This window comes from Elioraea sp. Yellowstone (assembly GCF_006704265.1).
Classification (GTDB): Bacteria; Pseudomonadota; Alphaproteobacteria; order Acetobacterales; family Acetobacteraceae; genus Elioraea.
The window spans coordinates 13,250-27,745 of record NZ_VIKA01000003.1 but is presented as its reverse complement, the minus strand read 5'-3'; the positions used below and the strand labels follow the sequence as shown (position 1 = coordinate 27,745).

The window sequence follows — 14,496 nt, the reverse complement described above, 5'->3', positions numbered from 1 at the left end:
GCTACTTGCGCGCGGTGGTGTAGAACACCTTGAAGGCGTGGTGCTTCAGCTCCCGCACCTCGTTGCGCATCGCAAGCTGGCGGATCTGCTGGAAGTTGTACATGAACGGCCCTTCGCGCATGAAGCGCTCCTGGATCTCGTAGTAGAGCTGCCGCCGCTCCTCCTCGTCCCGGATCAGCCGGGCGCGCTGCACCGCCTCGTTGAACCACGGACGGTCGAAGGAGGCGCGCCAGGAGAGGAACATCGTCTGCTTCGCCTCCGGCCGGTTGTCCGGGTTGAAGACGTGCCGCATCGCGTTCGCATCCGCGTCCGGATAGCCGGGCGACCAGGCGAGGAAGGCGAGCTCGAAGTTGCGGTCGCGCATGCGCGAGAACAGCTGGCCCGAGGCCATCTGCTCGATCTCGACCTTGATCCCCACCTTTGCGGCATTCGCCTGGAAGTGCTGCGCGATGTCGGGGGACGGGAAGGCCGTGCCGTGCATCAGCTTCACCGTGAAGCCCTCGGCATGGCCGGCGCGGGCGAGATGCTCGCGGGCCTTCTCGATGTCGAGCCGGAAGGCCAGGCCGCGCTCCGGAGGAAGCGCGCCGAACGCGCCCTGCGGGGCGAAGCTGTTCCAGGCCTTGCCGGAATAGCGCATCACCGTGCGCTCCAGCCCCTGGTAGTCGACAAGGTAGCGCATCGCCATGCGCACATCATCCTTGCCCAGGATCGGATGGTCCATGTTGGCGCCGATGTAGTAGAGCTGATGGCGCAGCGCACCGTTCAGCCTCAGGGTCGGGCTGGCGTCGACGGCGGCGAGGTCCTCGGCATTCAGGTCGCGCGCGACGTCGATGTCGCCGCGCTCGAGCTGCAGCCGCTGCGCCGCGCTCTCGACGACATGGCGGATGATGACGCGGCGCATCGGTACATCGCCGCCCCAGTAGTTCGGATTGCGCTCCAGGATCACGGTGTCGGACGCGGTCCAGCGCGTGAGCCGGTACGGCCCGACGCAGGCGAGGTTGGTCTTCAGCCAGGCATTGCCGTAATCCGGGCTGCCGTCGGTCCGCGTGGCGACATGCGGCTCGATCGCCTTGCGGTCCAGCACGAAGCCCTGGCGACCGGTCAGCACGTAGAGGAACAGACTCGGCGGCCAGGGCTGCGGCACCGTGATCTGCAAGGTGTGATCGTCGATCGCCCGGATCTGCTCCTCCGCCTTCTCCTTGGACAGCCCCCACTGCGTGTACTGCGCGGCGTTGCCGAAGCCGAGATGGAGCACGCGGCGGATGCTCCATTCGGCATCCTGCGCCGTCACCGGATTGCCGGATGGATGCTTCAGACCACGCCGCAGGTGGAATGTATAGGTGAGGCCGTCATCGCTCACCTCCCAGCGCTCGGCAAGCCCAGGCACCATCTTCGCGGGATCGTCATGGTCGAGAAAGATCAGCGGATCGCAGACATTGTTGACGATCTCGTCCGTGACGACCTCACCGATCTGTGCCGGATCCATCGTCAGGATCGCGTCGATGTTCCAGGCCATCACGAGCGCATCGCGCGGGGTGCGCGCCTCGCTCTCAGCGCCCCCCCACGCAAGCGCCATCGCCGCTGCGGCGGCGACAAGGCCAGTCCTGCCGGCTCGCATGATCGGTCTCCGTCTCCCGTGTCGCTTCCCAGGCGCCGTCGCGCGGCACCGTCAACGGGATTGCGTCACAGCTTGGCGACGGCTGCAAGCCTCGCGTGATGCCGCCACTGCGCACCTTGCGCAGCACCGGCGGCGCCGGGCGTATCCGTGCCGGGAGTCGCGCCGGCACCGATGCCGACGGCCATGAGGAGCGGGAATGGACGCGATCAACGGCGCGGATGGCTCAGGCCTCGCCTGGCAGTCCTGGCCCCTCTCCGAGGATGCGGGCCTCGATGACAGCGCGCTCTTGGGGGCACCGAACCGCGCCTGCCCTGCGGGCGGCGCCGCACTCCTGGTGGCATGCGGCGGATGGTGGTGTGCCGCTGGCGCATCGCGGCGCGGCCCAAGCATCTTGATATCGAGGATCATCCGATCCTCTCCGCCGTCGCAGGCGCGGTGACGGCGTACGACGCCCGCGAGATCGACACCTTCACGCCGGACGCCATCCTGCACCGGCTCGTCCCGGCCATGGAACGATCTTGCGCACGCGCGCGTGAACCCTGCGGGGTTCCGATCGCGACCTCGACGGCTATGATCACGGCACGGGAGGAACGCCGATGAGGATGTCCGTGATCGCGGCGGCGATGGCCGCCCTCGCCTGTGCCGCCGAGGCGCGCACCACCGTGACGATCGCCTGCGGCTCGGTCGGGATCGAGGCGGAGCTCTGCCGCGAGGGCGCGGAAGCCTGGGCCCGGCGGACCGGCCATGCCGTCTCGCTGGTCTCGACGCCGCCGAGTGCGACCGACCGGCTCGCGCTGTTCCAGCAGCTCCTGGCGGCCCGGTCGAGCGACATCGACGTCTTCCAGGTCGACATCGTCTGGCCCGGCATGCTGGCCGAGCACCTGGTCGATCTGCACCGCCACCTCGACCGCGCAGAGATCGCGGCGCATTTCCCCACCCTCGTCGCCGGCAACACGGTGGACGGCCGGCTGGTGGCGATCCCGTGGTTCGCCAACGCAGGCCTGCTCTACTACCGCCGCGACCTGCTCGAGAAGCACGGCCGCGCGGTGCCGGCCAGCTGGGACGAGCTGGAGGAGACCGCGCGCGTCATCATGAACGCGGAACGTGCAGCAGGGCATGAGCGGCTCTGGGGGTTCGTGTTCCAGGCGCGCGCCTACGAGGGGCTGACGGTGAACGCGCTGGAATGGCTCGCAAGCCACGGCGGCGGTCGCATCGTCGAGCCGGACGGACGCATCACGGTCGCCAACCCGCGCGCAGCCGCGGCACTCGCACGCGCTGCCGGCTGGATCGGCACGATCGCCCCGCGCGGCGTGCTCACCTATGCCGAGGAGGAGGCGCGCGGCGTGTTCCAGACCGGTGATGCGGTATTCATGCGCAATTGGCCCTATGCTTGGCCGCTCGCCAATGCCGCGGACAGCCCCGTGCGCGGCAGGGTGGGTGTCGCGGTGCTGCCGAAGGCCGAAGGCGGGCGTCATGCCGCGGGCCTGGGCGGGGAGATGCTCGCGGTGTCGCGCTACTCGACGCATGCCGATGCGGCCGTCGAGCTCGTGCGGTACCTCACCTCCGCCGCCGAGCAGAAGCGCCGCGCGATCAAGGGCGGCTTCAATCCGACCCTCGCCCCGCTCTACGAGGACGCCGAGGTGCTCGCCGCGAATCCCTTCTTCGGCGCGCTGCGCGAGGTGTTCCTCGCCGCCGTCGCGCGACCCTCGGACGTGACCGGCGCGCGCTACAACCAGGTGTCCGCCGCGTTCTGGAATGCCGTGCACTCGGTCCTGTCCGGCGAGGCCGAGGCGCGCGCCGCGCTCGCCGGGCTCGAGCGCCGCCTGGTCCGGATCCGCCGCGGCGAACGGTGGTGAGGCGCGCCTCGGCTGCCGCGGCACGACGGCGCGAGGCCGCGCTCTTCGTCGTGCCGCTGCTCGCCGCGCTCGCCGCGGTCGCGGGCTGGCCGCTTGCGCGCACGATCTGGCTCTCCTTCACCGATGCCACGCTGACGGGCGGCGATCACGACTTCATCGGGCTCGCCAACTATGCCTTCCTGCTCGAGGATCCCGACTGGTGGCGCGCGGTGCGGAACACGCTGGTCTTCGCGGCCATCTCGGTCGCGCTCGAGACGGCGCTCGGGCTTGCGATCGCGCTGGTGCTCGACGCGCAGATCCGCTTGCGCGGCGTGCTGCGCGCGGCGGTCCTGGTGCCCTGGGCAATCCCGACAGTGGTCTCGGCGCAGCTCTGGGCCTGGATGCTGCACGACCAGTACGGCGTGATCAACGAGGTGCTGCTGGCCTTCGGCCTGATGGACGCTCCGCGGGCCTGGCTCGCGGACCGCACGCTGGCGATGGCGTCGGTGATCGCGGTCGATGTCTGGAAGACGACGCCGTTCATGGTCCTCCTGCTGCTGGCGGCGCTGCAGACCGTGCCGCGAGAGCTGCACGAGGCGGCGATGGTGGACGGCGCCGGCGCGATCCGCCGGTTCCTCGTCGTCACGCTGCCGGCGATCCGCCCGGCCCTGCTGGTGGCGGTGATCTTCCGCACCCTCGATGCGCTGCGCATCTTCGACCTGATCTACGTGATGGTCGGCAACGCGAGCGCGACCGCCACCATGGCCGTGTACGCCCGCCAGCACATGGTGGACTTCCAGGATACCGGCTACGGCTCGGCCGCCTCGACCGTGCTCTTCGCGGTGATCGCACTCGCGGCTGCCCTGTTCATCCGGCTCGGCCGCATCACCGCGCCGCCGGCAGCACGATGAGGCGGCTGCGCCGACGGCTCGGGCGGATCGGGCTCCATCTCGCCGCCGCGCTGATCCTCGCCTACACCCTCTTGCCGTTCGTCTGGGCCGTCGCGACCTCGTTCAAGGCGGGCAGCGCGCTGTTCGACACCGCCCTGATCCCGGCCGCGCCGCGCTGGGACAACTACCTCGAGGTGTTCCGCGAACAGCCCTTCGGGCTCAACATCGTCAACTCCGTGCTGGTCGCGGCCGGCACGGTCGCGATCTCGCTCGCACTCGGGCTGACGGCCGCGCATGCGCTGGGGCGCGTGGCGTTCCGCGGCCGATCGCTCCTGCTCGTCACCGTGCTCGGCGTGTCGATGTTCCCGCAAGTGGCGGTGCTCTCGGGCCTGTTCGAGCTGATCCGCTGGCTCGGGCTCTACAACACGCTGCCGGCGCTGATCCTCAGCTACCTGATCTTCACCCTGCCCTTCACGGTCTGGGTGCTGACGACCTTCGTGCGCGCGCTGCCGGTGCAGATCGAGGAGGCGGCGATGATCGACGGCGCTTCGTCCTGGACCGTGCTGACGCGCGTGTTCCTGCCGCTGCTCGCGCCGGCGATGGTCACCACCGGCCTGCTCGCCTTCATCGCGGCCTGGAACGAGTTCCTGTTCGCGCTGACCTTCACGCTCACCGACGACCGGCGCACCGTGCCGGTGGCGATCGCCCTGATCAGCGGGGCGAGCGCCTTCGAGATGCCCTGGGGCCGGATCATGGCGGCCTCCGTCACCGTGACGGTGCCGCTGATTGCGCTGGTCCTCGTCTTCCAGCGGCGGATCGTCGCCGGGCTCACCGCAGGGGCGGTGAAGGGCTAGCCCTCCTGGCGCCGCGCGATCGCAAGGAACGACGGACCCAGCCGTCGGGCTCGGCTGTGCCACGCGACCCGGTCGCGTCTCGGTCTCGTGCCGTCCCCACGCGACCGGGAGGCTACCAGGCAAGCCGGCCCGACCGTCAGGCACTCGAGGTCGCGTCAGCGATCTTGCCCGCGCCGGTCCCGCGCTCCGACCCGGCCTTGCGCGCCGAGGGCCGAACTGCCGCTCGAGGCCCTGCCGCCCGACATCCTCTTCGGCCAGACCGGCCGCCCGCGATGGGTGACGAGCTTGCGCCGCGCTTCAGGCGCGCCGACGGCGGCGTGGTCGGCTCACGGATCGGCAGTCTCCGCTGACGCCCATCGGCTTCATGGGCGCGGCCTGAGCCCGCTCGGACCGCTCCGCCCGAGCAGATGGGCGGCGAGGAACTCCACCACCTCCGTATAGACGCGCTGGCGGTTGTCGCGCTTGGTGAAGCCGTGGCCCTCGTCGGGGAAGGTGACGTAGCGCACCGGCACGCCGCGCGCCTTCAGCGCGGCGACGATCTGCTCGCTCTCGAAGGGCGGCACGCGCGGATCGGTCATGCCCTGCGCGACCAGAAGCGGGGCGGCGATCCGGTCGACCTTGTGGATCGGCGAGAGCCGCTCGAGCAGATCGGCGTCCGCGACCGGATCGCCGTACTCGGCGGCGCGATGGCCCACGCGCCACGGACCGGTGCGCTCGAAGAACGTCTTCCAGCGCGCGATGCCGTAGAACTCGACCCCGGCGGCCCAGAGATGGGGATACTCCGTCATCGCCGCGAGCACCATCCAGCCGCCGTAGCTCTGGCCCATCACCGCGACGCGATCGGGATCGAGCCCTGACAGCGTGGCGAGATGCTGCCGCACGGCCGCGAGGTCGGCCACGCTGTCGAGCCGCTTCTCGCGATCGTCGAGGGCGGCGTAGGTCCGGCCATAGCCCGAAGAGCCGCGGACGTTCGGGATCGCCACCGCAATGCCCGTGGCAAGCACCGCCTGCAGATCCGGCCGCCAGTTCGGCAGCGCCTGGTTCGCCGGGCCGCCATGCACCCAGACGAGCACGGGCCAGCCGGAGGGGGGCGCCTTGCCCGCGGGCAGGGCGAGGAAGAACGGCACGCGGCGGCCGTCGAAGCTCGGCGCTTCGCGCAGCTCATAGGGCCGCGCCGCCGGCGGCTCGGCGGCGCGATAGAGGCAGCGTGCCGTGCCGTCTGCGACGCGCGCGAGCCAGATCGCGGGCGGTGTGGTCGGGGTTGTGAGATCGAAGGCCACGGAGGCGCCGTCGGGCGACCAGGAGAGCGCCGTGATCGCACCGTCAGGATGATCGGGTGACACAACGATCTCGCCGGTCTCCGCATCGAGCACGCGCAGGCGGCAGAAGCCGCCCTCGTTCACCACCACCGCCAGCCGGCGCTGGTCCGGCGAAACCTCGAGCTTCTCGACATCCCATTCGGGGGCGTGGAGGAAGCGCGGTGCACCTCCCGGCTCCATCGTCGCCACGCCGAGGAACTCGCGCTCGCGGTCGGTCAGCAGCCAGAACGAGCCGCCGTCGCGGCGCCAGTGGGGCGAGAGGTGCCGCCAGTCCCCTTCGTGCGGTGTCAGCGCCGTGATGTCGCCGGTGTCGATCTCGACCAGGTAGAGCGTGCTCTCGTAGCTGCGCGGCGCCGTCATCACCACGATCGCACGGCCGTCCGGGTGCCAGCAGGGCAGCTCGTGCGGACCTTCCACCTCCAGTACGCAGCGCGCCGCACCGGTCGCGAGATCCATCACCCAGGCATCGGTATGCGCTGGGTCACGGCTATTCGCCGTGTAGGCGATGCGGCTGCCGTCAGGGCTGATGGCGCCCCAGCCATGGATGGTGCGCGGGTCGTCGGTCAGCGCGCGCGGCGGGCCGTCGGCGGGCAGCAGATGGAGCTGGTGCCGCTCGTCGCCGCCCTGATCGCGCGCGAAGATCGCCCAGCCGCCCTGGCGCGCGCCGGCGAGGTTCGTCACGGCATCGCGATGCGCCGTGCGCTGCGTCACCGTACCGTTGGGCGCGCGCGCGAAGACCTGCGCCGAGCCCGGCGCGTCGCAGAGGAACAGGAGCGTGCCGTTGCCGGTGAAGCGCGGCATGGTCGCAGCCGGAGCGGCGAGCAGACGGGCGACGAGCGCGGCATGGTCGGTACGATGGGAGGTCACGACAGCTCCAGCGATGGCAGGGGTGACGCCAGGAGAGGAAACCAGCAGCGGCATCCACTGGCAACTTGCTGGCCGAATCACGGCGGCTGCTTTTGATCCCTGCCGTTGTCCTCCGCCGAGGTCACCGCCCCGCGGCTGTGATCGGCCGCCCGGCCAGCCTGCCGCACGCTCCGAGAGATGCAGGCAGGCGCCGTGAGCGCTTGACCCGTGTAGCGAGAAGCGCAGCCAGAGCGACGACTTCTCGCCGGACCCGATCGTGTCCGGCGAGGGAGAAGTGTCGTTCGGCACCGGATGCCCCTCGGTCGGGGCCGACCGTGCCGGCGATGTTCGGCCGTTCCGCCTTCTGCGTCATCGTGATTGTGCCAACGCTCTTCGAGCTCATCGGGCGCCGTGGCGATGAGGGCTTCGGCGACGGAAATGTCCGTATCGTGTGCCGGCGCAGCGCACTGGCGCGCTAGGCTATGCGAGAAGGTGTGGCCGGGTGCGGCGCCCCCGGCCGCCGGCCGCTACATCAGCCGGGGCAGGACGAGACTCAGCGCCGGCACGTGCACGATCAGGCCCAGCCGCAGGATGTCGACGAGCCAGAACGGCGTCACGCCGCGATAGAGCGTGCCGAGCGACACGTCGGGTAGCAGGCCGCGCAGCACGAAGACGTTCATGCCGATCGGCGGGGTCAGCAGGCTGATCTCGGTCGCCACCACCACGACGATGCCGAACCAGATCAGCACCGCCTCCGGGTCGAGGCCGAGTTCGAGCGTCTGCACCACCGGATAGAACACCGGCACGGTGAGCAGGATCATGCTCAGGCTCTCGAGCGCGCAGCCGAGCACCAGATAGATCACGGCGATCAGCGTCACGACGGCCCAGGGGCCGAGCGCGGACCGTTCCAGAAGCGCGCGCAGCAGATCCGGGAAGCCGGCGACGTTGACCAGGTTGCCGAACACCAGCGCGCCCATGATCACGGTGAACAGCATCGCGGTGGTGCGTCCGCTCTCGACCAGCGCGTCGAGCAGGTCGCGCGGGCCGATCGCCCGGCGGGCGAGCGCGATCGCCAGCGCGACCGCCGCGCCGATACCGGCCGCCTCGGTGGGCGTGAACACGCCGACATAGATGCCGCCGAGGATCACCACGAACAGCCCGAGCGTGGGCGCGACCCCACGCAACGCGCGCAGCCGATGGCGCAAGCCGTGCCGCTCGCCGGGTGGCCCGAGCGCGGGACGCAGGGCGGCGACCGCCGCTGCGGCGCCCACATACATCGCCACCCCCAGCAGCCCCGGCAGGATGCCGGCGATGAACAGCTTGCCGATGTCGGACTGGGTGAGCAGGCCGTAGATGACGAGGATCACGCTCGGCGGGATCAGGATGCCGAGCGTGCCGCCCGCCGCCACCGCGCCGGCAGCGAAGCCCGGCGCGTAGCCGTAGCGGCGCATCTCCGGCATCGCCACCCGGGCCATGGTCGCGGCGGTGGCGAGCGAGGAGCCGGAGACGGCAGAGAACCCGCCGGCGGCCAGGATGGTCGCCATCGCCAGCCCGCCGCGCCGATGCCCGAGCACGGCGTAGGCCGCACCGAACAGCTCGCGGGAGACGCCCGCGCGCGTGAGCAGGTTCCCCATGACGATGAACAGCGGCAGCACCGACAGGGTGTAGGACCGCGCGGCATCGAACACGGTCGTGCCCAGCATCGCCAGGGCAGCGCGCCAGCTCACGAGGTCGGCGAAGCCGACCAGCCCGACCACAAGCATCGCAGGGCCGATCGGCATGCGCAGGAAGATCAGGGCGAACAGCACCCCGAAGGCGATCCACATGTCGCCCATGATGCGAAGGTCTCAGTGCGTGCCGGCAGCGAGCCGGCCGCGGAACGAGGCGGCCGCCATGGCCAGCACCGCCGGCACGGCGAGTGCGGTGCAGATCGCCATGAAGAAGGCGAGGGGCGCGAGCGGGATCCCGAGGAGGTTGGTCGCCGCGTTGTCGAGCACGAGCCGTTCGCCGCGTCCCCAGAGCTGCCAGGCGAGCGCGCCGAGTGCTGCCGCTGCGAGGAGCGCGGTCGAGCCCGCCTGGAACGCGACGAATCGGCGCGGCAGCACATGGTCCAGCACATCCACCACCACGTGCTCGCGCCGCAGTGTCGCCAGCGGCAGCGCGGCGAACACGGTCACGGCGAGCAGCAGCCCGACGAGCTCGTAGGAGCCCGGCAGCGGGGCGTTCAGCAGGTAGCGCCCGGTGACGTCCACCACCGTCACCACGGCCATGGCCGAGAGCGCGAGCGCGACGGTCAGTCCGAGAGCGAGGGATGCGAAGCGGAGCACCCGGGCCATGGCGCAATGCGCCGTCACGCCGGCAGCCGCACCCCCGTCGCGGCGCGGATCTCGGCGAGCACCCGAGCACCATCCACGCCGCGCCCGCGCGCCGCCTCGATCCAGCGTGCCTCGAGTGCCTCGGAGGCCTGCTTGACCGCGCGCACCAGCGCCTCGCCGCCCTGGGCGATGGTGATGCCGGCCGCGCGCATCTGCTCGATCGCCACCCGGTCCGCCGCGTTCCACGCCTTGCCGACCAGCCGCGCGAAGGCCTCGCCGGAGACGGCGCTGATCGCCTCCCTGTCCCTCGGCGCGAGCGCGTCCCACTTCGCCTGGTTCATCACGAAGAACCATGAGGTGTTGTAGATCCCGCCCGGCATGGTGGTGGTGAAGCGCACATGCTCGGTGAGCCGGAACGAGGTGATCGCCTCGTAGGTGATGGTCACGCCGTCCACCACGCCGCGGCTCAGCATCTCGAAGATCTGGCCGGCCGGCGCCTGCACCGGCACCCCGCCCAGCGCCTGGATCAGGTCGGAGGCGTGTCCGCCCGGCACGCGGAATCGCAGCCCCGCGAGATCGCCCGGCTGCATCACCTGGCGCGGCCTCGTGTGGATGTTGCCGGGACCGTGATTATAGACGCCGAGCACGTGCGCCCCGCGATGCTCGTCGGCCTTGCGCAGCGTCTTCTCGAAGGCGCGCCAGTAGGCGACCGAGAGCGCCTCGGCATCGTCGCCGAGGAAGCTGAACTCGGCCGCGCGCTGCACCAGGAAGCGGTCGCCCGGCACGAAACTGTGCAGGCTGTAGCCGAGATCGGCCACGCCGTCGCGCACCAGGTCGAAATGCGCCGGCGGCCCGCCGAGCGGCTGCGCCAGCAGGCGTACCGTGACGCGTCCCTCGGTGGCCTGGCGTACCTGCTCCATCCACGGACGGTAGGCGTTCTCGACGATCGGATGGCGCGGCGGCAGCCAGGAGGAGAAGGAGAGCGTGACCGCTTGCGCCGCGGCCGGACGGACGATCGCGAACAGCGGCATGGCGGCGACGGTGCCGAGCAGCGCGCGACGGCGAACACGGCTGGGCATGGATGCCTCCCAGGGATCCGAGATTTGGTTTCGGATGAAAGTGTCAGTCCGGTAGGCCCTGGTCAAGGGCTTGTTCATCGAGCGCGCGCGCGCGCTCGGCGATCCGGCTGAGCATCGCGCTGAGCGCGGTCCGCTCGGCCGGACCCAGCACCTCCATCAGCTCGGCCTCGATGCGGCGGGCGAGCGGCACGATCTGCTCGTAGATGCGTCGCCCCTTCGCGGTGAAGGCGAGCAGCGACAGCCGGCGGTCGGCCGGATGCGGACTGCGGCGGACCAGCCCCTTGGCAAGGAGCGTCGCGACCGCCCGGCTGACCTTCACCTTGTCCATCGCGGTCCGTTCGACGATCGCGGTGGCGGAAACCAGCGCATAACGCCCGATCACCGCCATGCAGCGCCACTCAGGGATCGACAGCCCGAAGGTGCGGGCATAGCGACGCGCGAACAGCCGGCTTACCCGGTTCGCCGTCACCGACAGCTCGTAGGGCAGGAAGCGCTCGAGCAGGAACGGCTCGGCCTCGGCGAGCGCAGCGCTTGACATCCGTTTCATCTGAAACAGTATTGCCGTGAGCGCGGACGGGCGCAAGGGCGCGGCCGCAGGGAGGGTTGCGATGAAGCACTACATCCGTTTCCCGCGCCTGGAAGGGCAGACGAGCCGCCAGGCGCACGCCGATCTGCCGCAGGGCACCTATGAGCGCGAGCTCGGCAAGGAGGGGTTCTTCGGCCCGGCGACGCACATGTATCACCGCCATCCGCCGACCGGCTGGTCGTCCTGGGAGGGGCCACTGCGCCCGCGCGCCTTCGACCTCGCGCGCATCAACGCGCAGCACCCGTCGCCCTTCGATGCGGCCGAGATCCTGTTCAACGCGCATGTGCGATTGCGCTTCTGGCGCGCCCCCGCGGCGATGGACCATCTCGCGCGCAACGGCGACGGGGACGAGCTGATCTTCGTGCATCGAGGCGCGGGCGATCTCTTCTGCGACTACGGCCACATGAGCTACCGCGCCGGCGACTACATCGTGCTGCCGCGTTCCACCATGTGGCGAATCGAAAGCCGCGAGCCGACCGTCTGCCTGCTGATCGAGGCGACCGGCTCCACCTACATGCTGCCCGAGAAGGGCATGCTCGGGCACCACGCGATCTTCGATCCGGCGGTGCTGGAGACGCCTTCGATCGACGAGGCGTTCCGTGCCCAGCAGGGCGAGACGCCGACGCGCGTCGTGATCAAGCGGGGCAATGCGCTCTCGGTCTGCACCTATCCCTTCAACCCGCTGGACGCGGTCGGGTGGCACGGCGATCTCGCTCCGGTGAAGCTCAACGTCGAGCAGATCCGTCCGCTCGCCTCGCACCGCTACCACCTGCCGCCCTCGGCACACACCACCTTCGTCGCCAACCGTTTCGTCGTCTGCACCTTCACGCCGCGCCCCTTCGAGACTGATCCGGGCGCCCTGAAGGTTCCGTTCTTTCACAACAACGATGACTACGACGAGGTGCTGTTCTATCATGCGGGCGATTTCTTCTCGCGCGACAACATCCATGCCGGGATGATGACGCTGCATCCCTGCGGCTTCACGCACGGGCCGCATCCGAAGGCGCTCGAGCGCGCCTTCGTTCAGCCCAAGCCCGCGACCGACGAGTACGCGGTGATGCTGGATACCCGCGACGCGCTCGAGATCGGCGCGGCCGCCCAGGCGGTCGAGTGGCCGGACTACGCCGACAGCTGGAAGGTCAAGCGCGCCGCGGAGTGAGCCGGTGAAGCTCGCCACCCTGCGCGCGGACGGGCGTGACGGCCGGCTGATCCTGGTCACGCGCGATCTCAGCAGCGCCGCTGCCGCCCGCGCGGCGCCGACGCTGCAGGCCGCGCTCGACGACTGGGCGCAGATCGCGCCGCGGCTCGCCGAGGAGGCGGCGGCGCTGGAGACAGGCACGGTCGAGGGGGCTTTCGCCTTCGACCCGCGCGCCTGCGCAGCGCCGCTGCCGCGCGCCTATCAGTGGGCCGACGGCTCGGCCTACCTGAACCATGTCGAACTGGTCCGCCGCGCCCGCGGCGCCGAGATGCCGCCATCCTTCCGCAACGATCCCCTGATCTACCAGGGCGGGTCGGACGGGTTCCTCGGCCCTACCGACGACATCCCGCTCGGCGACGAGGCCTGGGGGCTCGACTTCGAAGCCGAGATCGCCGCGATCCTCGACGACGTGCCCATGGGCGCGACCGAGGACGAGGCGCGCGCCACGATCCGCCTGTTCGTGCTGGTGAACGACGTCTCCCTGCGCAACCTGATCCCGGGCGAACTCGCCAAGGGCTTCGGATTCTTCCAGTCGAAGCCCGCCTCGGCGCTGTCGCCGGTCGCAGTGACCCCGGACGAGCTCGGCGCCGCCTGGGACGGCGATCGGGTGCACGGCGCGCTGATCTGCATGCTGAACGGAACGCTGTTCGGCCGGCCGGACGCCGGCGCGGACATGGCCTTCGGCTTCCCGCGCCTGATCGCGCATGCCGCGCGCACGCGGCGCCTCGGCGCCGGCACTATTCTGGGCGCCGGCACGGTGTCGAACCGTCAGGGCGGGCTGCACGGTGCGACGATCGCCGGCGGCGGCGTCGGCTTCGCGTGCATCGCGGAGCTGCGGACGTACGAGACGATCGAGACAGGCGCGGCGCGCACGCCGTTCATGCGCACGGGCGACACGATCCGCATCGAGATGCCGGACGAGGCCGGACGGAGCATCTTCGGCGCGATCGACCAGCGCGTGGTGCCGTTCCAGAGGGGGGAGTGATGAGCAAGGGTTTCGCGAGCACCGCCGATCTGGCCGAGAAGCGCGTCAGCTTCGACGAGATCGGCCCGGACCTCTACGCCTACACGGCGGAGGGCGATCCGAATTCGGGCGTGATCGTCGGCGACGATGCGGTGATGGTGGTGGATGCCCAGGCGACCCCGGCGATGGCCGAGGACGTGATCGCTCGCATTCGGCGCGTCACCGACAAGCCGATCCGCTGGCTGGTGCTGAGCCACTACCATGCCGTGCGCGTGCTCGGGGCGGCGGCCTACCGCGCCGACCACATCGTCGCCTCGGCGGCCACGAGGGCACTGATCGTCGAGCGCGGTGCGGCCGACATGGAGAGCGAGATCGGCCGCTTCCCGCGCCTGTTCCGCGGCCGCGACACGATCCCGGGCCTCACCTGGCCCAGCCTGACCTTCGCGCGCGAGATCACGCTCTGGCTCGGGCAGCGCGAGGTGCGCATCCTGCACGCCGGCCGCGCCCACACGGCGGGCGACACCGTCGTCTGGTTGCCGCGCGAGCGCGTGCTGTTCGCGGGCGACACGGTGGAGTTCGGCGCGACACCCTACTGCGGCGACGCCCACTTCACCGACTGGCCGGCAACGCTCGCCGGGCTGCGCGCGCTCGATCCGGTGGCGATGGTGCCGGGGCGCGGCGCGGCGCTGACCACGCCCGAGGACTGCCGGCGCGCGATCGAGGGGACGGAAGCGTTCACCACGCGGCTCTACGCGCTCGTGCGTGCCTACGCGCAACGCGGCGCCCCGCTGAAGGAGACCTACGACGCGGCGATGTCCGCGCTCAGGCCGGATTTCGGCCACTGGGTGATCTTCGAGCACTGCATGCCGTTCAATGTCAGCCGTGCCTATGACGAGGCCCTCGGCATCGATCGCCCGCGCGTCTGGACAGCGGCACGCGATCTCGAGATGTGGCGCGCGCTCGAGGGCGGCGGGACGGGCGGAGGCTGAGCC

General features: G+C 70.7%; 13 protein-coding genes. 7 read left to right on the top strand and 6 right to left on the bottom strand.

Annotation, left to right across the window (positions count from 1 at the left end):
* Window position 1 precedes the first annotated feature (1 nt).
* Entirely contained in the window at window positions 2-1,618 is a 1,617-nt protein-coding gene (locus FK498_RS01135) for an ABC transporter substrate-binding protein (RefSeq protein WP_141850971.1), read from the bottom strand.
* Between the two features lie 339 nt (window positions 1,619-1,957).
* Here FK498_RS01135 and FK498_RS01130 point away from each other — a divergent pair, with 339 nt between their 5' ends.
* Genes FK498_RS01130 through FK498_RS01115 form a run of 4 tightly spaced genes read left to right on the top strand, consistent with a single transcriptional unit; the run spans window position 1,958 to window position 5,197 of the window.
* Window positions 1,958-2,218 (top strand): hypothetical protein, encoded by a 261-nt coding sequence (locus tag FK498_RS01130; RefSeq protein WP_141850970.1) that lies wholly within the window; start codon window positions 1,958-1,960, stop codon window positions 2,216-2,218.
* Window positions 2,215-3,474 carry an ABC transporter substrate-binding protein gene (locus FK498_RS01125; protein ID WP_141850969.1) on the top strand — a complete coding sequence of 420 codons (1,260 nt, stop codon included), beginning with the start codon at window positions 2,215-2,217 and terminating at the stop codon, window positions 3,472-3,474. The genes FK498_RS01130 and FK498_RS01125 overlap by 4 nt, the downstream gene beginning before the upstream one ends.
* Window positions 3,471-4,364, top strand: coding sequence for a carbohydrate ABC transporter permease (locus FK498_RS01120; protein ID WP_202614697.1), 894 nt, complete (start codon window positions 3,471-3,473; stop codon window positions 4,362-4,364). Before FK498_RS01125 ends, FK498_RS01120 begins: the two co-directional genes overlap by 4 nt.
* Window positions 4,361-5,197 carry a carbohydrate ABC transporter permease gene (locus FK498_RS01115; RefSeq protein ID WP_141850967.1) on the top strand — a complete coding sequence of 279 codons (837 nt, stop codon included), beginning with the start codon at window positions 4,361-4,363 and terminating at the stop codon, window positions 5,195-5,197. Before FK498_RS01120 ends, FK498_RS01115 begins: the two co-directional genes overlap by 4 nt.
* Window positions 5,198-5,559: 362 nt before the next feature.
* Here FK498_RS01115 and FK498_RS01110 read toward each other — a convergent pair whose 3' ends face one another.
* The 5 genes from FK498_RS01110 to FK498_RS01090 all read right to left on the bottom strand — a co-directional run bounded on the left by FK498_RS01110 (window position 5,560) and on the right by FK498_RS01090 (window position 11,294).
* Window positions 5,560-7,383 carry a S9 family peptidase gene (locus tag FK498_RS01110; protein ID WP_237560794.1) on the bottom strand — a complete coding sequence of 608 codons (1,824 nt, stop codon included), beginning with the start codon at window positions 7,381-7,383 and terminating at the stop codon, window positions 5,560-5,562.
* A 506-nt stretch (window positions 7,384-7,889) separates the two neighbouring features.
* A complete protein-coding gene (locus FK498_RS01105) occupies window positions 7,890-9,197 on the bottom strand; it encodes a TRAP transporter large permease (RefSeq protein WP_141850965.1) in 1,308 nt (435 codons plus the stop codon).
* 12 nt (window positions 9,198-9,209) lie between these two features.
* Window positions 9,210-9,698: a TRAP transporter small permease gene (locus FK498_RS01100; protein WP_141850964.1), complete on the bottom strand. Its 489-nt coding sequence runs from the start codon at window positions 9,696-9,698 to the stop codon at window positions 9,210-9,212.
* A 14-nt stretch (window positions 9,699-9,712) separates the two neighbouring features.
* A complete protein-coding gene (locus FK498_RS01095) occupies window positions 9,713-10,756 on the bottom strand; it encodes a TRAP transporter substrate-binding protein (RefSeq protein WP_141850963.1) in 1,044 nt (347 codons plus the stop codon).
* Between the two features lie 43 nt (window positions 10,757-10,799).
* On the bottom strand, window positions 10,800-11,294 hold the full coding sequence (locus tag FK498_RS01090) for a MarR family winged helix-turn-helix transcriptional regulator (RefSeq protein ID WP_141850962.1): 495 nt from the start codon (window positions 11,292-11,294) through the stop codon (window positions 10,800-10,802).
* Between the two features lie 70 nt (window positions 11,295-11,364).
* Between FK498_RS01090 and FK498_RS01085 the strand changes: the two genes are divergently transcribed.
* The 3 genes from FK498_RS01085 to FK498_RS01075 are packed head-to-tail and all read left to right on the top strand — an operon-like array spanning window position 11,365 to window position 14,493.
* The gene (locus FK498_RS01085) at window positions 11,365-12,501 is read left to right on the top strand and encodes a homogentisate 1,2-dioxygenase (protein WP_141850961.1); all 1,137 of its coding nucleotides are present in this window, start codon (window positions 11,365-11,367) and stop codon (window positions 12,499-12,501) included.
* 4 nt (window positions 12,502-12,505) lie between these two features.
* Entirely contained in the window at window positions 12,506-13,525 is a 1,020-nt protein-coding gene (locus FK498_RS01080; RefSeq protein WP_141850960.1) for a fumarylacetoacetate hydrolase family protein, read from the top strand.
* A complete protein-coding gene (locus FK498_RS01075; RefSeq protein ID WP_141850959.1) occupies window positions 13,525-14,493 on the top strand; it encodes an MBL fold metallo-hydrolase in 969 nt (322 codons plus the stop codon). The genes FK498_RS01080 and FK498_RS01075 overlap by 1 nt, the downstream gene beginning before the upstream one ends.
* Window positions 14,494-14,496: the final 3 nt, after the last annotated feature.